The 20880-nt window shown below is 62.5% G+C and carries 21 protein-coding genes; 12 read left to right on the forward strand and 9 right to left on the reverse strand.

Annotated features, from left to right (window positions below; all coding sequences use genetic code 11):
* Positions 1–87: 87 nt before the first annotated feature.
* The 5 genes from O1W68_RS11685 to O1W68_RS11705 all read left to right on the forward strand — a co-directional run bounded on the left by O1W68_RS11685 (position 88) and on the right by O1W68_RS11705 (position 3964).
* A complete protein-coding gene (locus O1W68_RS11685; protein ID WP_269303653.1) occupies positions 88–702 on the forward strand; it encodes a TetR/AcrR family transcriptional regulator in 615 nt (204 codons plus the stop codon).
* Positions 703–772: 70 nt separating this feature from the next.
* Positions 773–1921, forward strand: coding sequence for a glycosyltransferase (locus O1W68_RS11690; protein ID WP_269303655.1), 1149 nt, complete (start codon positions 773–775; stop codon positions 1919–1921).
* Between the two features lie 24 nt (positions 1922–1945).
* Positions 1946–2140 carry a DUF3046 domain-containing protein gene (locus tag O1W68_RS11695; RefSeq protein ID WP_084348687.1) on the forward strand — a complete coding sequence of 65 codons (195 nt, stop codon included), beginning with the start codon at positions 1946–1948 and terminating at the stop codon, positions 2138–2140.
* A gap of 174 nt (positions 2141–2314) precedes the next feature.
* The gene (recA, locus tag O1W68_RS11700) at positions 2315–3355 is read left to right on the forward strand and encodes a recombinase RecA (RefSeq protein ID WP_269303657.1); all 1041 of its coding nucleotides are present in this window, start codon (positions 2315–2317) and stop codon (positions 3353–3355) included.
* Between the two features lie 15 nt (positions 3356–3370).
* Positions 3371–3964, forward strand: coding sequence for a regulatory protein RecX (locus O1W68_RS11705; RefSeq protein WP_269303659.1), 594 nt, complete (start codon positions 3371–3373; stop codon positions 3962–3964).
* 118 nt (positions 3965–4082) lie between these two features.
* Here O1W68_RS11705 and O1W68_RS11710 read toward each other — a convergent pair whose 3' ends face one another.
* The 4 genes from O1W68_RS11710 to O1W68_RS11725 all read right to left on the reverse strand — a co-directional run bounded on the left by O1W68_RS11710 (position 4083) and on the right by O1W68_RS11725 (position 7371).
* A complete protein-coding gene (locus O1W68_RS11710; protein WP_269303661.1) occupies positions 4083–4964 on the reverse strand; it encodes an amino acid ABC transporter permease in 882 nt (293 codons plus the stop codon).
* Positions 4964–5641, reverse strand: coding sequence for an amino acid ABC transporter permease (locus O1W68_RS11715; RefSeq protein WP_136169194.1), 678 nt, complete (start codon positions 5639–5641; stop codon positions 4964–4966). Before O1W68_RS11715 ends, O1W68_RS11710 begins: the two co-directional genes overlap by 1 nt.
* Before the next feature lie 94 nt (positions 5642–5735).
* Positions 5736–6569, reverse strand: a complete 834-nt coding sequence (locus O1W68_RS11720; protein ID WP_269303664.1) for a glutamate ABC transporter substrate-binding protein — start codon at positions 6567–6569, stop codon at positions 5736–5738.
* Between the two features lie 73 nt (positions 6570–6642).
* Entirely contained in the window at positions 6643–7371 is a 729-nt protein-coding gene (locus O1W68_RS11725) for an amino acid ABC transporter ATP-binding protein (protein WP_269303782.1), read from the reverse strand.
* A 221-nt stretch (positions 7372–7592) separates the two neighbouring features.
* Here O1W68_RS11725 and miaB point away from each other — a divergent pair, with 221 nt between their 5' ends.
* Positions 7593–9110 (forward strand): tRNA (N6-isopentenyl adenosine(37)-C2)-methylthiotransferase MiaB, encoded by a 1518-nt coding sequence (miaB, locus tag O1W68_RS11730; protein WP_269303666.1) that lies wholly within the window; start codon positions 7593–7595, stop codon positions 9108–9110.
* Positions 9098–9703, forward strand: a complete 606-nt coding sequence (locus O1W68_RS11735; protein WP_442972333.1) for an Rv2732c family membrane protein — start codon at positions 9098–9100, stop codon at positions 9701–9703. Before miaB ends, O1W68_RS11735 begins: the two co-directional genes overlap by 13 nt.
* Before the next feature lie 7 nt (positions 9704–9710).
* On the opposite strand, the gene O1W68_RS11740 is transcribed toward O1W68_RS11735, so the two are convergent.
* On the reverse strand, positions 9711–11102 hold the full coding sequence (locus O1W68_RS11740; RefSeq protein ID WP_269303783.1) for a DUF349 domain-containing protein: 1392 nt from the start codon (positions 11100–11102) through the stop codon (positions 9711–9713).
* 285 nt (positions 11103–11387) lie between these two features.
* On the opposite strand from O1W68_RS11740, the gene O1W68_RS11745 reads away from it, so the two are divergent.
* From O1W68_RS11745 to O1W68_RS11765, 5 genes are all read left to right on the forward strand, one after another.
* Positions 11388–12116: a class III extradiol dioxygenase subunit B-like domain-containing protein gene (locus O1W68_RS11745; RefSeq protein WP_269303670.1), complete on the forward strand. Its 729-nt coding sequence runs from the start codon at positions 11388–11390 to the stop codon at positions 12114–12116.
* Complete coding sequence (miaA, locus tag O1W68_RS11750) at positions 12113–13015, forward strand: tRNA (adenosine(37)-N6)-dimethylallyltransferase MiaA (protein WP_442972334.1); 903 nt, start codon at positions 12113–12115, stop codon at positions 13013–13015. Before O1W68_RS11745 ends, miaA begins: the two co-directional genes overlap by 4 nt.
* Positions 13016–13042: 27 nt before the next feature.
* The gene (gene dapF / locus O1W68_RS11755; protein WP_269303673.1) at positions 13043–13912 is read left to right on the forward strand and encodes a diaminopimelate epimerase; all 870 of its coding nucleotides are present in this window, start codon (positions 13043–13045) and stop codon (positions 13910–13912) included.
* Between the two features lie 123 nt (positions 13913–14035).
* Positions 14036–15628: a GTPase HflX gene (gene hflX / locus O1W68_RS11760; RefSeq protein ID WP_269303675.1), complete on the forward strand. Its 1593-nt coding sequence runs from the start codon at positions 14036–14038 to the stop codon at positions 15626–15628.
* Positions 15629–15632: 4 nt separating this feature from the next.
* Positions 15633–16706: a hypothetical protein gene (locus O1W68_RS11765; protein ID WP_442972335.1), complete on the forward strand. Its 1074-nt coding sequence runs from the start codon at positions 15633–15635 to the stop codon at positions 16704–16706.
* Between the two features lie 12 nt (positions 16707–16718).
* Here the strand turns inward: O1W68_RS11765 and O1W68_RS11770 are convergent, their stop codons facing one another.
* From O1W68_RS11770 to O1W68_RS11785, 4 genes are read right to left on the reverse strand one after another with little or no spacing between them, the layout of a single operon-like run.
* Positions 16719–16976: an HPr family phosphocarrier protein gene (locus tag O1W68_RS11770; RefSeq protein ID WP_269303677.1), complete on the reverse strand. Its 258-nt coding sequence runs from the start codon at positions 16974–16976 to the stop codon at positions 16719–16721.
* A 37-nt stretch (positions 16977–17013) separates the two neighbouring features.
* Positions 17014–19056 (reverse strand): PTS fructose transporter subunit IIABC, encoded by a 2043-nt coding sequence (locus O1W68_RS11775; protein ID WP_269303679.1) that lies wholly within the window; start codon positions 19054–19056, stop codon positions 17014–17016.
* 10 nt (positions 19057–19066) lie between these two features.
* Complete coding sequence (locus tag O1W68_RS11780; protein WP_269303680.1) at positions 19067–20089, reverse strand: 1-phosphofructokinase family hexose kinase; 1023 nt, start codon at positions 20087–20089, stop codon at positions 19067–19069.
* Positions 20086–20853: a DeoR/GlpR family DNA-binding transcription regulator gene (locus O1W68_RS11785; RefSeq protein ID WP_269303681.1), complete on the reverse strand. Its 768-nt coding sequence runs from the start codon at positions 20851–20853 to the stop codon at positions 20086–20088. Before O1W68_RS11785 ends, O1W68_RS11780 begins: the two co-directional genes overlap by 4 nt.
* Positions 20854–20880: the final 27 nt, after the last annotated feature.

The raw sequence follows: 20880 nt of genomic DNA on the forward strand, positions 1-20880 counted from the left end.
GATGACGTGTGCAACCCGGGAGCGGTGCACTGTTCGGTGAATGCGTTGGATCGGCCTACGAATCGCGGACATGAACGGGGTGCAGGAGTGAGCCAGCAGACCGAACTGGGCGAGATCTCCGCCGATGACATCGCCATTTCCTCGGTCGAAGATCAGGTGCTCGACGCTGCTCGATCGTGCATTCTCGAATACGGGGTCCGCCGAACTACTCTCGCCGAAATCGCCCGTCGGGCAAAAGTCAGCAGGCCGACCGTCTACCGGCGTTGGTCCGACACCCGAGCGGTCGTCTCCAGCCTGCTGACCCGCGAGATCGGTGCCGTGATGCCAAGGTTCGATCCCGCTGCCTCTGCCCGGAGGCAGATCACGTCCTCTGTCTCGGCGGTGGCCGACGGCATACGTATCCATCCACTATTCGTAAAAATTCTTCGTTCCGATCCCGAGATCCTCGCGACCTACATCCTGCATCGCCTCGGCAAGAGCCAATCGCTGATCATCGACGGTTTGGTGCCCATCATCGAAGGTGGACAACGGGACTCGTCTATTCGCGATGGCCTGCCGAGCCATATGGCGACCGTGTTGCTATTGATGGTCCAGTCCGCCGTGCAGTCGGCAGAGATGGTGTCGGGTCGGATCCCGGGTGACGATCTGGTCGCCGAGTTCGCCTACGCCGTCGACTCGTACCTGCGTCCGCTCGATCGGTGATGCCCGACGTCGACTCGGCTTCGAGCAGGCAGGTACTCGTCGATCACGTGGGTATGGCACTCTGAGCGGCGTGCGAGTAGCTGTGGTAGCCGGCCCCGACCCAGGGCATGCCTTTCCCGCTATTGCGCTGTGCCACTTGTTCGCCTCCGCAGGTGATGTGCCGATATTGTTCACCGGTTCGAGGTGGATCGACGCGGCCACCGCCGTGGGTATCGACACCCGGTTGCTCAAAGGCCTGACACCGCGGCCCGAGGACGACGATATGGATGCGGGCCAGCGGATTCATTCGCGGGCAGCCTTCATCTCCACCGAACTATTGCCGGATCTGCAGAATGCCGACGTCGATCTGGTTGTATCCGACATCCTTACCGCCGGAGGCGGGTTGGCCGCCGAACGGCTCGGCATCCCGTGGGTCGAATTGTCACCGCATCCGTTGTACGCACCGTCGAAGGGATTGCCTCCGATCGGGAGCGGCCTTGCCCCGGGGACAGGTGTTCGGGGTCGTTTACGTGACACGTTGATGCGAGCTGCGACCGGCAGATCCATAGCCCAGGGAAAGTCCCAACGCGGAGCCGCACGTGTCGGGGTCGGCTTGCCTGTCGAAGATCCGGGGCCCGCTGCACGTCTGATCGCCACCATTCCCGCCCTGGAGGTTCCGAGGCCGGACTGGCCGATCGAGGCACACGTCGTCGGACCCCTGCTGTGGGAGCCGACAACACAAGCTCTGCCGATTCCGTCTGGCGACGGTCCTGTGGTCATGGTGGCTCCTTCGACTGCGTTCACCGGCGCCCAGGGAATGCTCGAGGCGACCGTGGAAGGCCTTGCGGGGAGCGGGGTGCGGTTGGTCGCCTCGATGCTCGACGAGCCCCCGGCCGAACTACCGAACTGGGCTACAGCGGGGCTCGGCCGGCAGGACCATCTCCTTGACCACGCAGACGTCGTCGTATGTGGGTCCGGGCACGGGTTGTTGGCGAAGGCACTGATCCACGGAGTCCCCGTCGTCGCGATCCCCGGTGGCGGAGACCAATGGGAACTGGCCAATCGCGCGGCACGGCAGGGAAGCGCGGTCATTGTTCGCCCGCCGACCCCTGGAGCAATCGCGGACGCCGTCCTCCGTGTGCTCGGGGGCGAGAGTTTCACCGACGCTGCACGCTCGGCTTCGGCGAGTGCCGCCGACGTGGAAGATCCCGTAGAGGTGTGCCGCGACGTTCTGCGGTGACGCGTCCTCGGTTACGGTTGTCCGGTGCGATTGACCGAGTTCCAGGAATTGCTAGTCGAGGAGTTCGGCCGGATGCGTGGTGACTCGATGCTGGTCGATCACGTCATCACTGGCCTTAACGGTATGACGGGAGCGGAAGCGATCGAAGCAGGTGTCGATCCCCGCGATGTATGGCGTGCACTGTGTAGTGAATTCGACGTGCCCAAATCCCGGTGGTGATTCTCCCCGGCGTGTCCGGGAGCCGCCTGATGCAATCGAACAGGTGTTCCCCTATGCTGATGTCATTCGGTTACACAGCGGTCTCGGGCAGTTCTTGTCGGTACCCAGCTCTACCGTTACCGACAACACTCTCAACGAGACCACGCTGTCACAGACCACACTGAGGAGATCACGATGGCTGCATACGATCGCGACAAAGCACTCGATCTCGCACTTGCGCAGATCGACAAGAATTTCGGTAAGGGATCGGTGATGCGCCTCGGCGACGAGGTCCGCCAACCTATTGCTGTCATCCCCACCGGTTCTATTGCCCTGGACGTCGCGCTCGGTATCGGTGGGTTGCCGCGTGGCCGTGTCGTCGAGGTCTACGGTCCGGAGTCCTCAGGTAAGACGACTGTCGCGCTGCATGCAGTAGCCAGTGCTCAGCGTGCCGGTGGAATCGCTGCCTTCATCGACGCCGAGCATGCTCTCGATCCCGATTATGCGCAGAAGCTCGGTGTCGATACCGACGCATTGCTCGTCTCGCAGCCGGATACCGGTGAGCAAGCGCTCGAAATTGCGGACATGCTGGTTCGTTCGGGCGCTCTCGACATCGTGGTCATCGACTCGGTGGCGGCTCTTGTCCCCCGAGCCGAGATCGAAGGCGAAATGGGTGACAGCCACGTCGGTCTTCAGGCCCGACTGATGAGCCAAGCGCTACGCAAGATGACCGGTGCCATGAGCAACTCCGGCACCACGGTCATCTTCATCAACCAGCTGCGCGAAAAGATCGGCGTCATGTTCGGCTCACCCGAAACTACGACGGGTGGTAAGGCTCTCAAGTTCTACGCCTCTATCCGCCTCGATATCCGGCGTATCGAGACGCTCAAGGATGGCACCGAGGCAATCGGTAACCGCACCCGCGTCAAGGTCGTCAAGAACAAGGTTGCGCCCCCGTTCAAGCAAGCGGAATTCGACATCATCTATGGCAAGGGCATCAGCCGCGAAGGTTCGCTCATCGACATGGGTGTCGAGCACGGATTCATCCGCAAGTCGGGATCTTGGTTCACCTACGACGGGGATCAGCTGGGGCAGGGCAAGGAGAACGCCCGCAAGTTCATGCTCGAGAATCCCGATATCCGTGACGAGATCGAGAAGAAGATCATGGAGAAGCTGCAGATCGGTGCCGACGTCACAGCAGTCGATGACGATAAGGCTGCTCCGGTCGAGTTCTGACACGGGTGACCCGCTGTGAAACAGCGATCCGAACAAGAACAGGAAAACGACGGTGGGGGCACCGAAGCGCAGGCGAAAGATGTCTGCCTTCGGCTCCTTACCGATCGTGCGCGAAGCCGACACGAACTCGAGACTCGCCTGAGCAAGAAGGGGTTCAGTCCGAAAGTCGCGGATGCAGTCCTGAAGAGGCTGGAAGCCGCGAACCTTGTAGACGATCAGGCCTTTGCAGAGCAGTGGGTGCATTCACGCCATACCTACTCGGGCAAAGGCAAGCGGGCCCTGAGCGTCGAGCTGCGTGCCAAAGGTGTCAGCAATGAGGATGCTCTCATCGCGCTCGATCAAATAGACACCGAGGACGAGCGTGTCCGGGCAACCGAACTTGTTCACAAGCGTTGCCGCAATCTGACAGTGCCTGATGGATCCGGTGCTGAGGCCCGTGCCGAACGAGACAAGATTGCACGAAAACTAGTCGGAATGCTCGCTCGGCGTGGCTACTCGGCAGGAATGGCGTACGCAATCGTGAAAGCCGAGCTTGCGCGGATTGGGACCGAGGACTCGAACGCTGATCATTTCGATACCCAAGACTTCGACGGTGACGAGTTCGGGTGATCGTCCACCCGAACTCGTCACCGTCGATACAGAAGAAGCCCGCAACACCGAAACGTGTTGCGGGCTTCTTCTCTCGGTCCGAGACCGGCCGGTCCAGTGGCCAGCGCGGTCCAACAATTCAGGCTGCGCCTGCGGGACCCCCGCCGAAGTCCGACGCTGCGAGGACAGTCCCACCTGTCTTCCGCTTCTTCTGACGCAATCGACGCTCGACAACCGTTGCCAGCTTGGTGAGCAGCGAGTTGATAGCGATCATGATGACCGCAACGAGGACGAGCGAGGGAAGGTAATTGCCATAGAACGCACCGACCTGCTGACCGGCTCGCACCACTTCGACGTAGCCGATGATGTAGCCCAACGCCGAATCCTTCAGTGCAACCACCATCTGCGAGATAATCGCCGGCAGCATCGCTGTGATCGCCTGAGGTAGCAAGATGATCCGCATGACTTGGTTCTTGCGCATGCCCAAAGCATCGGCCGCTTCGGTTTGCCCCTTCGGGAGCGAATTGACACCGGCACGAACGATTTCGGCGATGACGGAGCCGTTGTAGAGCGTAAGACCGGTCACCACTGCAGCCAGAGCGAGGTAACTGACTTTGAAAACTTGGTACTCGGCATAGACCGCGTACAAGAAGATCATCAGAATCAGCACCGGAACTGCGCGGAAAAGTTCGACGAGCACACCGCTGACGATGCGGATGGCGCGATGGTCGGACAGTCTTCCGATACCGAGAACAGCGCCGAGGACCAACGCGAAGACGATCGAGATCGCCGCCGCGATCAGAGTTCCCTTGACGCCGGGAAGCAGATACGTAGTCCACGTGCTGGCAGTGACGAACGGATCCCATTTGTCAGCTGTCAGCTGGCCTTTGGAGTCGAGTGCCAAGTAGATGAGATACGCGATGCCCAGAGAGACGAGCAGAACGGCACCGGAGAGGATCCGGTACCTCAGTTTCGCCTTCGGCCCCGGGACGTCGTAGAGAACAGCTACAGCATCACTCATCACTTCACCGCCAATCGCTTGCTGAGGTACCCGAACAGGAGTCCGGTCGGAAGCGTCAGGACGACGAAGCCGAGCGCAAAGATTCCACCGACGACGAAGATCGCAGCTTCGTTCTCGATCATCGTCTTCATCAGCAGAGATGCTTCCGCGACACCGATCACGGAGGCGATGGTCGTGTTCTTGGTCAACGCGATCAACACACTGCCCAGCGGTGCGATGACGGCGCGGAATGCCTGGGGGAGAACGACGATCGTGATGTTCTGCGTGAACGTCATGCCCAGAGAACGGCCAGCTTCCGCCTGGCCGACGGGCACGGTGTTGATGCCGGACCTCAACGACTCTGCGACGAACGACGCGGTGTAGACGCTCAGGCCGAGAACCGCGAGCCTGATGTTGTTGTCCACCAAAAATGTCGGCGAATTCTCCGGAGCAAGATTGACACCCATCGTCTGATACAAGCCGAACGAGGTGAACAGGATGATCAGCGTCAATGGAGTGTTACGAAAGATCGTGACGTAAGCGACCGCGATGCCGCGTGCTACAGGGATAGGCGAAACGCGCATCGCCGCGATGATCGTGCCGAGGATCAATGCACCCACGGCGGACAGAACCGTCAGCTTGATCGTCATGATGAACGCGTCGACGAGTTGATCGCCGTACTTGCTCAATAAGTTCAATGGAGGAATGTCCTATCGGCGTGGGCGGTTCGACCGGCGTCGGGGCGGCGAGCTATTCGAACTGCAGTTGCCCGGGCCCCGACGTCGGCGAGCGTCAGTAGCGGTCGACGGTCGGCGGTGCCGGAAGCGGGTAACCGGAAGGTCCTACGGTCTCCTCGAACGCAGTCTTCCATGCCCCGCTGGACACCATCTCCTCGATGGCGTCGTTGATCTTGTTACGTCCTTCGGTGTCGTCCTTGGACAAGCCGATTCCGTAGTTCTCGGTGGTGAAAGGCTCACCGACAACCTTCAATTCGCCCGGGTACTGGGCGGCGTAACCGGCGAGGATGATGTCGTCGGTCGTCACTGCGTCGACGGCACCGTTACGCAGTGCTTCCACACACGCCGAGTATGTGTCGAACGGCTGTAGCTGAACGCCGGGGTACTCGTCGGCGATGTTCTGTGCAGGCGTCGACCCCGTGACCGAGCACAGCTTCTTACCGCCGCTGAGTGAATCGGGCCCGGTGATGTCGGTATTGCCGTCGGCAACCAGCAGAGACTGGCCGGCGACGAAGTACGGTCCGGCGAAGCCGACCTTCTCCTTGCGCGTATCGGTGATCGAGTAGGTAGCGACGATGTAGTCGACCTCACCGTTCTGGATCAACGTCTCTCGCTGAGCCGACGGGGATTCTTTGAACTCGATGTTCTCTTCCGACACTCCGAGCTGGCCCGCAACGTACTTGGCCACCTCCACGTCGAAGCCGCTGAAGGAACCATCCGGGTTGCGGAGGCCCAGACCGGGTTGATCGAATTTGATGCCGACGATCAGGTTGCCGTTCTCAGCACTACTGCTGACGTTGCGGGCTTCTTCGCCCCCGCCACAGGCGGTAGCGACGACGGCGAGTGCGGCGATGCCGACCCCTAGACGGATCGAGCGAGTGATTCTCACTGGTTAATCCTCCATGTTGATTTCACGTGTTGTCACGTGCGACGAGAGCGTGGCGAGAAAGAACAATTTTCGGTCAGTGACCGAGAATCTTGCCCAAGAAGTCCTTGGCACGTTCGGATTTCGGTGCGGTGAAGAAGCTGTCGGGGTCGGTGTCCTCGACGACTGCGCCATCGGCCATGAAGATGACACGGTCACCGGCTTTGCGCGCGAATCCCATCTCGTGGGTGACGACGAGCATCGTCATTCCCTCCTTGGCCAAAGATGTCATCACGTCGAGAACTTCGTTGACCATTTCGGGATCGAGAGCGGACGTCGGCTCGTCGAACAACATCACTTTGGGGTTCATGGCGAGTGAGCGAGCAATCGCCACCCGTTGCTGCTGTCCGCCGGAAAGCTGAGCCGGATACTTGTCGGCCTGATTTGCAATACCGACACGTTCGAGCAGCGCCTGGGCCGACTTACGTGCCTCGTCCTTCTTGAGCTTGCGCACTTTGAGAGGCGCAAGCATGACGTTCTCGAGGATGGTCTTGTGGGCGAAAAGGTTGAACGACTGGAAGACCATCCCGACGTCGGCGCGAAGCGCGGCGAGCGCTTTGCCTTCGGCAGGAAGGATCGAGCCGTCGACCTCGATGGAACCGGAGTCGATGGGTTCGAGTCGGTTGATCGTTCGGCACAACGTCGATTTCCCGGACCCGGACGGTCCAACGACAATGACGACCTGACCGGTAGGGACCTCGAGGTTGATGTCCCTGAGGACGTGCAGATCACCGAAATGCTTGTCTACCGATTTCAGGGAGATCATGGAGGGTCGGTCGGCAACTGCTCCGGAAGCCGGCGCGTCGGTGGCATGCGTCATAGGGCAGAACCTTATTCGTAGTTTGGTCGTCGACAACGCCGTTAACGCAACATTCTTCGATTATGTAATGGAAACTTTACTGTCGGTGCACTCAGGCCGAGGAGACGGATCGAGAAAGTGGCGTATCCCCGGCGACGGACGGTCGCGCCGGGCCGTACCCTGGCAGTGTGGAAACGAGTGACCAGATGACCCAGAGGAGCTACGAGGTCCGCACGCACGGGTGCCAGATGAACGTGCACGACTCGGAGAGACTGGCAGGTCTGCTCGAAGAGGCTGGCTATGTGCCGGCCGATGTAGGTTCCGATGCCGATCTCGTGGTCTTCAACACCTGCGCTGTTCGAGAGAACGCGGACAACAAGCTTTACGGAAATCTGGGCATGCTTCGGCCCGCCAAGACGCGCAATCCTCGTATGCAGATTGCGGTCGGTGGCTGCTTGGCACAAAAGGACCGCGACACGGTCGTCAAGAAGGCCCCGTGGGTGGACGTGGTTTTTGGAACCCACAACATCGGCTCGCTTCCGGTCCTGCTCGAGCGCGCCCGACACAACAACGAAGCTCAGGTCGAGATTCTCGAATCTCTGGAGGCATTTCCGTCGACTCTGCCGGCGAAGCGTGAGTCCCCGTACGCGGGATGGGTATCGATTTCGGTGGGCTGTAACAACACCTGCACGTTCTGCATCGTCCCCGCGCTGCGCGGCAAGGAGATCGACCGCTCACCCGGGGACATTCTTGCGGAGGTGCAGGCACTCGTCGACCAAGGCGTTCTCGAAGTGACTCTGCTCGGTCAAAATGTCAATGCCTATGGGGCTTCGTTCGCGGACCCGGCACTCCCACGTGACCGCGGCGCGTTCGCCGCACTGTTGAAGGCCTGCGGCGAGATCGAAGGCCTCGAGCGGGTGCGCTTCACATCGCCGCATCCGGCCGAGTTCACCGGCGACGTGATCGATGCGATGGCTACCACACCGAACGTCTGCCCGACGTTGCACATGCCGTTGCAGTCGGGTTCGGACCGAGTTCTCAAAGCGATGCGGCGGTCGTATCGGCAGAGCAAGTTTCTTGGGATCATCGACAAGGTACGTGAAGTGATGCCCCACGCGGCGATCACAACCGACATCATCGTCGGATTCCCCGGTGAGACGGAGGAGGACTTCGAGCAGACTCTGGAGGTCATGCGCCGCGCGAAGTTCGCGAACGCGTACACCTTTCAGTACTCCAAGCGCCCCGGTACACCGGCTGCTGACATGGGGGACCAGATACCCAAGGCGATTGTTCAGGAGCGCTACCTACGGCTCATCGCCCTGCAGGAGGAGATCGTCCTCGAATCCAACCGCGAACTCATCGGGACCGAAGTAGAACTGTTGGTTGCGACCGGCGAGGGTCGCAAGAATGCCGCCACGCATCGCAAAAGTGGTCGTGCCCGGGACGGGCGACTCGTTCACTTCCGAGCCGAGGACCACCAGATTGCGGCCATCAGACCCGGTGACGTCGTCACCACGACGATCACCGCGGCCGCTCCTTACCATCTCATCGCCGACACCGGCGTTGTCTCGCACCGTCGCACCGCTGCCGGTGATGCGTACGAACGCGGAATACTCCCGAAGACGGCCCCCATCGGCGTCGGGTTGGGCCTGCCGGCTGTCGGCGTCCCGGCTCCAGCGCCCGTAGTGACAGGATGCAGCGCATGACCAAGTCGAGGCCCAGCAGCGAAGACGGCAGCGCACCCGATTACGACACCGCGGAGCGGAAGATCGATTCGGAGATCGACCCAGGAGCGCGGGCGGTGGTGGTCGCCGTACTGGTTCTCGTGCTGCTGGTCACTTTCGTGTTGCCACATGCCGGATCTGCTACCGGACTCGACGTCCTGTCCGGCAGTGACAAAGGGCTCGGCGAATCCATTGCGTTGCCGTCCCGGATCTTCGTCGGGTTCGTCGCAGTGTTCGGCGTGGTCTTCTCGGTCCTCGCCCTCGTGACCAGGGTGTGGGCACTCGCGTGGATAGCGCTCAGCGGCTGCGCCGTGGCGTCGGTATTCGGAATGCTGTCGATCTGGTCGAGACAGACACTGCCGACGGACTCTACGGGCGGTGGACCCGGAATCGGTCTCATCATCGCGTGGATCGCGGTGGTCGTCCTGACGTTCCAGTGGCTGAAGGCCGTGTGGAACAAAACCAACGCGCAATTGGCCGCACAAGAACGTCGCCGCGTCGCCGCGGCCGAGAACGAGCAGAACTCACGGTGGGGCGGACCCATTCTCGGGCGTCCGACCGACCGTAAGCTCTGACTTCGACTTACATCTCGCCGACGGCGCCCTCTGCCGCTTCGGCCCACTCGCGCCATTGCTGCGCTTGCTCGAGCGCACGCTTGGCGTCCTTGTCCTTGCCTGCCGCTCGAGCTTTGGCGGCCTGCTCTTCGAACTGAGCGACGCGCTCGCGGAACTGAGCAGCACGGGCCAACGCCTCCGGATCGGTGCGTCGCCACTGTGAGTCCACCGCGTCCCGTACCGACTTTTCCAGGGCGCGTAAGCGACCTTCGAGTTCCTGCATCTTCTCTCGCGGAACCTTGCCCAGTGCGTCCCACTTCTCTTGAAGGTCACGCAGAGCCGCACGCGCCCCATCGAGGTCGCTACTCGGATTTATGTTGCCGTATTTTGCAAGCAATTCTTCTTTCGCGGTTGCATTCGATTCGAATTCCGCGTCACGCTCGGACGCCGCAGAATTGCGTGCAGCGAAGAACACATCCTGGGCAGCTTTGAAGTCCTTCCACAGCGCATCGTCGGCATCGCGAGGCGCGCGGCCGGCAGCTTTCCAGTCGACGAGCAGATCGCGGAATGCGGCGGCTGTGGGACCCCAATCGGTCGACGACGAGAGGGCCTGAGCCTGCTCGACCAGTTCTTCCTTGCGAGTTTTCGCGGCACCTCGCTCGCGATCGAGATCGGCGAAGTGAGCACCTCTACGTCGATTGAAATTCTCGCGGGCTTTCGAGTAGCGCTTCCACAGAGCATCGTCGACCTTGCGATCTACTCCGCGGATCGTTTTCCACTCGTCGAGAATTTCTCGCAGACGGTCGCCGGCGTTTTTCCATTGCGTGGATTCGCTACCGATCTGCTCGGCCTCGGTTGCCAACTCCTCCTTGCGGGAGGTGTGTGCGGCGCGCTCGATCTCCTTCTCGTGCTTCGCGACGGCTGCAGCGGCCTCAGAGTGCTCGACGACGATCTCCAGGCGGTCGTGCAAGCCAGCGATGTCTCCGATCACTGCGGCTGTCGGAAGCGTTTCGAGCAAGGCCAAGGCCGCTGCCTTCGTCTTCTTCGCATCTCCGGAACCCGCAGTGAGCCTGGCTTCGAGCAAAGCCACCTCGGTGGAAAGATCGTCGTAGCGCCGTCCGAAGTGTGCGAGACCTTCGGCAGCGTCTCCGGCCTGCCACGATCCGATCTGTCTTTCGCCGTCCGCGGTCTTCACCCAGGCCGTACCGTCGTCGTCCACTCGGCCGAACTTGTTGGGATCGCTCGGCGGCGCGATCGTCGGAACGACAGACGGGACGTGGGACGACACCGGATGAGGTTTGGCAACCCCGCCGTCGAGCCTTGGTTTGGGTGCTCCCGGTTTCGGACCGCCAGGCTTGGGTGCCCCGGGTTTGGGGACACTCGGTGTTGGGGCGGCCGGTGTTGGGGCCATTGGGGCCATCGCTCCAGGTGTCTGGGCGGGCTGCTCGGTGGATCCGCTGGTGGTGTCGCCAAGATCGGACATTGTTCCTCATCTCTGCCGCGCGTCACGGCTGCCTCTATCGCGCTGAAAGTCACGGTGGACCACTCCGACTATCCGGTGCCACCGTCGACGCAGTGGACATCATGGACACTCGATGCCTACCGTGCTCACCATTCAAACAGGTCAGACGCTTCTACGCGTCGCCGTCCGTCATTTCGCTGCCGTGTCGGCGGTGCTTGGATACGAGCGACTAGCGTTGGCGCCGTGTTGTCTGCAGTAGCCATCGTGCCGTCGCCCCCGATTCTGGTTCCCGAACTGACCGGACGCTCGGTCACGGAAGCGCTCGCGGTTCGAGCCGCGACCCTCGAAGCCGGTGGCATTCTGGGTGCGCTCGCGGACCGATGGATTGCGCTGGGTGTGCACGAGAAAGCCCGTACCGTTCCTTCGGGCTCACGTGGAAGCTTTGCCGCTTACGGCGTCGATGTGAAAGTCGCGTTCTCACCCGCTGACGTCACGACGGAGATCGATTCGACCATTCCCTTGGCCGCGCTGGTAGCGGGATGGATTCGGGACCACAGTGCCCCGGGCGCGGTAGTCGATGTGCACCTGGTGGGGCGCGACGCATCGAGTGAGAGTTGTGTGAGCATCGGCCGCGAACTTCGGAAGTCGATGGATGACAGCGCAGAGCCGTGGGGATTGCTGGTGGTGGCCGACGGGTCGACGATGCTGACGGCGAAAGCCCCCGGATCCTTCGACCCACGCGCGGAAGAGATACAGACCCAGATCGATGATGCGCTGGCAAACGCCGATGTAGATGCGCTCGCCGGACTCGATCGACAGTTGTGTGCCGGCGTCGGCGTGGAAGGCGTTGCTGCGTGGCAGACCCTGGCAGGGATCGTGGGCGATTGCGGGGGCGAGCTGCGGCCGAAGACGCTGTACCGAGGCGCTCCTTTCGGCGTCGGCTATTTCGTCGGTACTTGGGAGTCCTTGTGAGGATTCCGATCGCCGTGATCGGCCCAACCGCGACGGGGAAGTCCGATCTGGGCCTCGATCTGGCCGAGAGATTGGACGGTGAGATCGTCAACATCGACGCCATGCAGCAGTACCGCGGAATGGACATCGGCACTGCAAAACTGCCGGTGGGCGAGCGGCGCGGCATCGCACACCATCTGCTCGATGTCCTCGATGTGACCGAGACAGCCACAGTCGCGAGATATCAGGATGCCGCAGCCTTGGAGGTGGACGCCATCTTGGCGCGCGACCGCGTTCCCATCATCGTCGGAGGTTCGATGATGTATGTCCAATCCTTGCTGGACGAGTGGGCGTTCCCGGCCACCGATCCGCAGGTCCGGGCGAAATGGGAGCAGATCCTGGCGGACGGCGGAACCGATGCAGTGTATCGAGCGCTCGTAGAACGAGACCCCGAAGCCGCCGCATCGATCCTGGCCACCGACGGCCGTCGGCTCGTCCGTGCTTTGGAGGTAGTCGAGATCACCGGTAAGCCTTTCGCCGCGTCCGCGCCGAAGATCGGAAAACCGCGCTGGGGGACGAAACTTCTCGGTGTCGACCGCGACGCGACCGAATTGGACGAGCGCATCGCGCGCAGGACGGACCTGATGTTTTCTGGCGGCCTGGTCGGTGAGGTCGAACACCTCGTCGACATCGGCTTGCGTGAGGGGGTCACTGCTCCGCGCGCGATCGGGTACGCCCAGGTACTCGACTACCTTGCGGGGGAGTGCGATCTGGATTTCGCGCGCGAACGGACTTTCATCGGAACTCGCCGCTATGTCCGTCGTCAGCGATCGTGGTTCCGTCGGGATCCGCGCGTCGACTGGCTCGATGGCGCCGATCCTGCTCTGCGCGACTCGGCGCTGGCCATCGTCGGAGGTTAGAATCAGCGCACCCGTAGACTTCGCGCTATGCATTTCGCCAAAGGCCACGGAACGCAGAACGACTTTCTCGTGCTGCTCGATCCTGATGTCGAGATCGAGCTACTTCGTGTCCGCGTGACGGCCCTGTGCGATCGTAGACAGGGCCTTGGAGCAGACGGAGTGCTGCGGGTCTCACGCGCAGGGCGTCTTCGCGAGGCAGGCGTCCTCGACCGCCTGCCCTCGGGCGTCGGGCCCACGGACTGGTTCATGGACTACCGAAACGCTGACGGCAGTATCGCCGAGATGTGCGGCAACGGCGTTCGGGTATTTGCGCACTACCTGCGTGCGAACGGCCTCGAATCGAGCGATTCTTTCGTGGTCGGTTCCAGGGCCGGCGCGCGACCGGTCACGGTGCACGCTTTCGATGACACCAGCGCAGACGTCACCGTCGGCATGGGCGAAGTCCGCTTGATGGGTGCCAGCAGTACGACCCTCGGCGGTCATCAGTACGACGGCATCGGAATCGACGTCGGAAATCCCCACCTGGCGTGCGTTGACCCGGTCGCCGACATCGCTTCACTACGTGCGCTCGATCTGTCGACACCGCCGGAACTGGACGGCGGTTTCTTCACCGCGGGGGCAAACGTCGAAATCCTCACCCGACTGCAATCCGGTCGCGTCGACATGCGAGTTTTCGAACGCGGGGTAGGGGAGACGCGTTCGTGCGGGACCGGCACGGTGGCAGCAGCAGCGGCAGCGTTGTCGTACGAGGGTCTCGACTCCGGTCGAGTGGTGGTAGGCGTGCCAGGAGGCGAAGTGACGGTGTCGATCGATGACGAGGGAGCATCGCTGCGCGGGCCGTCTGTGCTGTTGGCGAACGGCACCATCGATGACCAGTGGTGGCGCGAGCGTGCGTGAATCTCATGTGCATGCGCTGGTGATTTAGTGGATCATTGACGGTGCATGACCAACACACATCGAATCGATAGCGATTCCGACTCGAGGAATGACGATATAACGGATTCAGAACAGCAGGATTCAGTGAAGCAGAACCTCACTGAGCAGAACCTCACTGGGCAGCTCTCCTCAGGGCCGGACACGGCTGAGCGCGACACGACTGAGTCTGCCGCCCCGCAGGACAGTGGAGCAGAGCAAAGCTCGTCGTGGACTCGGCAGGAGTCCGATGCCTGGTCGCGTCGACTCGCCCGATCACCGCTCCCCGCTGACGAGTCTTCTCCGTCCGCTGGAGACATGCAGCTCGAAGAACGCACTGCATTGCGTCGTGTGGCAGGTTTGTCTACCGAGCTCGAGGACGTCACCGAGGTCGAGTACCGGCAGTTGCGGCTCGAACGAGTCGTCTTGGTCGGCGTGTGGACCAGCGGCACCGCAGCACAAGCGGAATCCAGTATGGCCGAGCTGGCTGCGTTGGCCGAAACTGCAGGATCAGAGGTACTGGAAGCGCTCGTGCAGCGACGCGACAAGCCCGATGCGGCGACCTACATCGGTTCCGGTAAGGCCAAAGAGGTCCGCGATGTCGTCGTGGCGACAGGCGCCGACACCGTGGTCTGTGACGGTGAATTGACCCCGGCTCAGCTCAATGCACTGGAGAAGGTCGTCAAGGTCAAGGTCATCGACCGGACGGCGTTGATCCTCGACATCTTCGCTCAACACGCAACCTCCCGCGAGGGCAAGGCGCAGGTGGCCTTCGCACAGATGGAGTACATGCTTCCTCGGCTTCGCGGCTGGGGCGAGTCCATGTCCCGGCAGGCTGGTGGTCGGGCGGGAAGCAATGGCGGGGTAGGGCTTCGTGGTCCCGGTGAGACGAAGATCGAAACCGACAGGCGACGCATTCGTGAGCGTATGGCCAAGCTTCGGCGGGAGATCAAAGGCATGAAGCAGGCTCGCGACACCAAGCGTGAGCGTCGCCTCGAGAGCACTGTGCCGTCCATCGCGATCGTCGGGTACACGAACGCAGGCAAGTCGAGTGTTCTCAATGCACTTACCGGTTCGGGTGTGCTCGTACAGAACGCACTGTTCGCCACCCTCGACCCGACCTCTCGCAGGTCGACGCTCGAAGACGGCCGCGCGATCGTGCTCACCGACACGGTCGGATTCGTGCGACATCTGCCGACCCAACTGGTGGAAGCCTTCCGTTCGACTTTGGAGGAAGTGACGGACGCCGATCTGTTGCTGCACGTGGTCGACGGTTCCGATCCGCTTCCCGTGGACCAGATCACCGCAGTTCGCGAAGTGATCATGGACGTCGTCAAGGAACGCGAGTCCAAGATGCCGCCGGAACTGATCGTGGTCAACAAGATCGATGCCGCAGATCCGGTGCAGTTGACCCAGCTTCGTGGGTTGTTCCCGGGAGCGCGCTTCGTATCTGCACGGACGGGCGAGGGAATCGGAGAACTGCGTGATCATCTCGGAGACGTCCTTGCCTGGCCGGAAGCCCAGGTCGACGTAATGGTGCCGTATACGCGTGGCGATCTCGTCGCTCGGATCCACACCGAAGGCCGGATCACACACTCTTCGCACGAGGCCGAGGGCACACGCGTCGAGGCTCGGGTGCCTACGGCGCTTGCCTCGGTGCTCGCCGAGTTCGCCGTCGGCGCTGCAGTAGCACCTGCCTGAGTCGATGCGATCGATTGTGGTTGCAGGGGCGCTCACGTGTGTACTTCTCGGGGCCGCACCGGCGAGTGCGGCACCCGAGGTTCGCAGCGTGCAGTTCGAAACATATTGCAGCCCCGTGGATCCGGGTCTCGAAGAGCTTTCCGGTCTGACCTCGATCGACGGTGTGCTCTATGCGATCGGCGACAGCGGTACCGATCATCGGTTGGCTGTGCTCGACGAGCAATGTGCAGTCGCCCGTTGGCTCGACCTTCCTGTCGATCCCTACGATGTCGAAGATCTTGCCTCGCACGCTGGACGCCTATGGCTGTCTGACACCGGGGACAACCGTGCGCGCCGCGACACCGTCGCGATCACCGGCATGGACCCCTCGACCGGTGCGGGTGAACTGCATCGTCTGACGTATCCGGACGGACCACACGACGCGGAGACTCTGCTGATCGAGCCGTCAGGACGGCCGATCGTGGTGACCAAGGAGCTTTCCGGAGTCAGCGGGATCTACATCCCTGTCGGCGACGCCACCGTCGATCGGTTGCCTTCACCCGGTCCGACGCCACTGCAGAAGGTCGGCGAGTTGACCTTCCATCGCACCGCAACTCCCGGTGGTCCGCCCTTCGTCGCTGGTTCGATTTTGGCCACCGGAGGGGCGATCAGTGCTGACGGCACCGTCGTCGCGGTCCGAACGTACAACGATGTCTACCTGTTCGGTGTCCACGACGGCGATATCGTGGAGGCCCTCGGCAGCGATCCTGTCGTTGTCGCGGCACCCCAGCAACCCCAGGGTGAGGCGCTTGCCTTCGATTTGGATGGAAACCTTCTCGTCGCGTCGGAGGCAGTCGTGTCGGAGGCAGTCGTGTCAGGGGCAGTCGCGTCGGGGGCAGCGGCTGTTCCGCTACCCCCTATCCAGATGCTTCGTGGTGCAACCGATCTGGTGGTCGCCGAACGTACCGATACACAACTCGCGACGGCCGGCGCCGAGTCCGAATCGAAGAGCCGATGGGTACTCGGTGCGATGGCCGTCGCGGGTGTTCTCGTTCTGTTGTCGGTCGCCTACGGCGTCAGGACTGCACGCCGCAGGTGACGCGACAGGACGTCAGGCGTCCAGATCTGCGGCGACCAGCGCCACGATCTTGTCGAGTGTTGCTTGATCCTCGCTCTCGACGACGACCTCGGTCCCTTTGGTGGCGCCGAGGGTCATGATCATCAGCGCGGATCCGGCGTCGACCGGCTCCTGGTCTTCGACCGCCAGGGTGACGTCGACGCCTGCTTCGGCAACGGCGTCGGCGATGAGAGCTGCGGGTCGAGCGTGCAGGCCGATGGACGATCCGACGGTGACTGTGGTGCTGGGCATGAAGTGCTCCTTGGTTGTGTGTAGCGAGGGTTGTCGATCAGGCTGTGACGAGATCGGGGTCGAGCTCTGCCTCGGTGGGCGAGTTCTTGCCCTTGACGAACTGCTTCGCTGCGATGACCAGCACTGCCGAGACGATCGTGCCTGCCGCGAGGGCGACCAAAAACCACAGGATTCCGCCGACGGCGAAGAATACGAAGATTCCACCGTGTGGCGCACTGAGCGTCACGTCCATTGCCATGACCAGTGCGCCGGTGACCGCTCCACCTGCCATCATCGACGGGATGACGCGCAGCGGGTCTGCTGCGGCGAACGGAATGGCGCCCTCGGAGATGAATGCAGCACCGAGGAACCACGCAGCCTTACCGTTTTCGCGTTCCGCCTCGGTGAAGATCTTGGGGCGGACAGCCGACGCCAGGGCAAGAGCAAGAGGTGGGACCATTCCTGCCGCCATCACTGCGGCCATGATTCGAAGCGACGCGGTGTCGGTGACGGACAGACCTGCGGTGGCGAACGCGTAAGCAGCTTTGTTGACCGGTCCGCCCAGGTCGAAGCACATCATGAGTCCGAGGATGATGCCGAGGATGATGATCGAGCTGCCGGTCAGACCGTTGAGCCAGTTGGTCAGTCCGCTGGTGATGGCGGCAAGCGGCTTGCCGAGCACGAGGAACATGATGGCGCCGACGATCAACGTGGCGAACAACGGAATGATGACGACGGGCATGAGACCGCGGAGAACCGTCGGGATCTTCCACCTGCTGATCCACAGTGCGACGAAGCCCGCGATCAAACCGCCGACGAGACCACCGATGAAGCCTGCACCGACCAGCACGGCCACAGCGCCTGCCGTGAAGCCAGGCGCCAGGCCGGGTCTGTCGGCGATGGCATACGAGATGTAGCCGGCGAGTGCAGGCACCAGGAAGCTGAACGACAGGGCGCCGATCTGGAACAGCACTGCGCCGAGATAGGCGGTCAGCCCGCCGGTGGGAAGCGAGGTTAGGGAGTTGTTGACGACGATGTCCTCGGCGACATCCTTGATCTCGTATCCACCCAGCAGGAAGCCGAGAGCGATCAGCAGACCACCCGCCGCGACGAACGGAATCATGTAACTGACGCCGGTCAACAGGATCTGTCGGATGCGTGTGCCCCAGCCCAGTTCTCCTGCGCCGGTGCTGGCCGATCCTGCTGCTGCCGCGGTTCCGGAAACACGTGCGGCATCGGGATTTTCGGCGGCGCGCAATGCCTCGGTCACCATGACGTCGGGTTCGTTGATCGCGCGCTTGACACCCGAGGACACGACGGGCTTGCCCGCGAATCGCTCTTTGCCCTTGACGCCGACATCGGTGGCGAAGATGACGGCCTCGGCGCCCTCGATCAGAGCCGGATCGAGGGGAGTGCTACCGCTCGATCCCTGCGTCTCCACATGCACGGTGACCCCAGCGCGCTCACCGGCGGCGACGAGAGAGTCAGCAGCCATGTAGGTGTGGGCAATTCCGGTGGGACATGCCGTCACCGCCACGATGTGCTTGGCAGTAGGAGTGGCCGCCGGGGCCGAGGCTTCTGGAACGGAAGTCGCCGCAGCCTTCGCGGGAGTCTTTGCAGGGGCCTTCGCCGCCGGGTTGATGACACCCTCTACCAGCGCGACGATGTCGGCCCCCGAAGGGGCATCTCGAAGCGCGGTGACGAACTCTGGCTTGACCAGGGCGCGAGCCAGACTGGAGAGCAGCTTCATATGGGCTGAGCCGGCACCCGCGGGGGCGGCGATCAGGAACACCAGGTCGGCCGGACCGTCGGGTGCTCCGAAGTCGACCTTGGGATCGAGCCGTGCGAAACCGAGGGATGCCGAGGTGACTGCCTCTGCACGGCAGTGCGGGATGGCGATCCCGCCTGGTAGGCCGGTAGCAGACTGAGCCTCGCGAGCCAGGGCTGCTTCGCGGAGCGGGGCCGCATCGGTGGCACGACCGGCTGAGGCGAGTAGCTCCGAGAGTCGTTCGATGACAGCATCTTTGGAGGCACCGAGATCGGCATCGAGGAGGATGAGCTCCTCCGCGATGATCGCGGGATCGCTGGTTGGTGTGGACATGACTTCGCTCCTAGGAGTGTGTCGACGAACGGGTGGGGGATGAGGTCGGGGGGATAGGCGAGCTGGTATGCGGTGAATCGAGCGCCCGTACCGTCACCGATTCAGGGTGCGCTTGCTCGGGCGTCGGCAACGTTGTGCCGGGCAGAGCGGTAGCCGCTGTGCCGTAGGCAACGGCTCGGCGGAGCTTGTCCGCACCCGAGCATCGTTCGATATCGGCGAGGATGTAGCCGGCAAGCGAGGAATCGCCCGCCCCCACGGTGCTGAGGGCCTGGATCCGAGGTGGGGTCGCGAACCATGCGCCCTCGTTGGAGACGAGTACCGCTCCCGCGCTGCCGAGCGTCGCGAGTACTGCGCCGACTCCCCGATCGAGGAGTATCCGGCAGGCGGTGACCGTAGCCGTCGGATCGCCCGCCGCAGCAGCGCGTTCCAATTCTTCGGCATTCGCTCCGGTGAGTTGAGCGAGTTCTTCGGAGTTCGGCTTCACCAAGTCGGGAGCAGATTCGGGGAACGAGGCAGCGAGCGCAAGGAGCGGCGCGTCGGAAGTATCGACGGCAACCTTCGACGGTGTATCGCGTAGCGCCTGCACGATGCTTGCGTACCAGTCGGTGGGGATGCCAGGCGGAAGCGATCCGGACAGTACGACCCATGCGGCGTCCCGGCCCAGATCGAGAACAGCGTCGAACAATTCCTCCCGAGTGGCTACGGTCAGGCTTGCTCCCGGTTCGTTGATCTTGGTCGTAGTTCCACCTGGTTCGCTGATGGTGATGTTGGTTCGAGCCTGTCCGCTCGTCGGTACAGCGCAGTAACGGACGCCTTTCGTGGTTAACGCGGAGAGGAGCGGATCCGTCGGCGCTGCAGGTAGGACGGCCATCGCCTGCACTCCGGACGAGGTCAGGACCCGGGCCACGTTGACGCCCTTTCCTCCTGGATCGCTGACCGATGCCCGCGCTCGATACACCCCGCCGCGGACGAGTTCGGAGTCGAGCACGACTGTCCGGTCGATGCTCGGATTGGCTGTCAGTGTGAGGATCATGCGATCACGACCTCGATTCCGTTGTCGGTCAAACTCTTACGATCGATCTCGTCGATCTCGTCGTCGGTTATCAGAACGTCGATGTTGTCCAGGCGACCGAAGCTGACGAGGTGCTCGCGGCCGATTTTGGATGAATCCGACAGCACGACGACATGGTTTGCGGTGCGCACCATCGCTCGTTTCACGGCGGCCTCGTCACTGTCGGGCGTGGACAACCCGTGCCCCACACTGAGTGCGTTGGTCCCGATGAATGCCACATCGACGCGCAGCCATTCCAACGCCGACAACGCTTCCTCGCCCACGGCAGCCTGTGTCGTACCACGGACTCGACCGCCGAGAACACGAAGACTCACCCCCGTCAGTGGTGCGACACGAGCAGCGATGGGAATCGAATTGGTGATGAGTGTCAGCTCGCGTTCGTTGCCGAGAAGGGCGGCGAGTCGACCGGTGGTGGTTCCGGCATCGAACACGGCGCTACCACCGTTGAGCGGGAGGTAGGCGAGAGCTGCGGCCGCTATTGCGTCCTTCTGCTCGGCCCGCGTGTACTCGCGCTCGCCGACGCCCGGTTCGGCGGCGGTCAAGGCCGACGCTGGAACTGCTCCACCGTGGACCCTTCGGACAACCCCGAGGCGGTCGAGGACGGCAAGGTCGCGTCGAACGGTCTCGGTCGTCACGCCGTATGTGGTCGACAGATCTGCAACGGAGACTCGACCGCGGTTGCTGATTACCTCGGCGATTGCTTGCTGGCGCTCTTCTGCGTACACCTGCGCCTCCCTCCGAACTATTGTTGG

This window comes from Rhodococcus sp. H36-A4 (genome assembly GCF_027158005.1).
Taxonomy (GTDB): Bacteria; Actinomycetota; Actinomycetes; order Mycobacteriales; family Mycobacteriaceae; genus Rhodococcoides.